1 protein-coding gene is annotated in these 711 nt (G+C 38.4%); it reads right to left on the bottom strand.

Features of this window, described 5'->3' with window-relative positions:
• Positions 1 to 21 precede the first annotated feature (21 nt).
• Positions 22 to 711 (bottom strand): transposase (locus DNK84_RS14110; RefSeq protein ID WP_119345040.1); only part of this gene is annotated, 690 nt, incomplete at its 5' end.

The following is a 711-nucleotide window of genomic DNA, read 5'->3' as shown; positions in this document are numbered from 1 at the left end:
AAATGCGAATCAAGGTTTAAATTATACGCAGTATTTTTGCACCAACAATTCAAATGCTGCACACAACCTTCCAAACACATGAACCAACAATCCTTTTGTAGATCTGACTTTGCTTGCTATTTCTATGCCTGTTTTTTCCTGAATCCAATTGTTCATTGATTCCACTGGTTGTCTAATCTTAGATACCGCCATTGAGTACAGCTGATCCGCTGCATCTAAGTATTCTTGCCCTTTTCCTTTTTTAACGGGAGTATATGTGTTGGTTTCCTGATTTGCTGGATAGGCCTTGTCACCAAATTTTGTGTATTGTTTAACCTTTGGATCATTGCAAAGCAACTCATATGCCTTGCCATCATTCATTCCTGCATGAGTTAATCCAATACTCTCGGGAATAGGCATACAGCCAACTTGGTAACTTGCTAAAATATGAAGCTTAACGCCATAATAATAAAGGTTTTTAGCAGCGCAATATCCAGATTTATCTGCTAGTTCTGAGGCAATACAAGCTTTAAATCGACGATTGTTTTGTGCCATCACAATTGGCATTGAATCAACAAGTCTATGGTTTATCTGGTCATAAACAGCATGAGGTAGCCTGCCTTGATAGTATTCAAGCAGTACTGGAAAAACATCTTCTAATCTGTTTAGCCTATGGTTAAATGCAGCATAGGATGGTAGTTTTGGAAAAAGATCGCTCCAGTAGCTCTTTGC

It is taken from the genome of Facilibium subflavum (genome assembly GCF_003574485.1).
GTDB lineage: Bacteria > Pseudomonadota > Gammaproteobacteria > Francisellales > Francisellaceae > Facilibium > Facilibium subflavum.
This window is presented reverse-complemented; position numbering and strand designations above follow the sequence as displayed.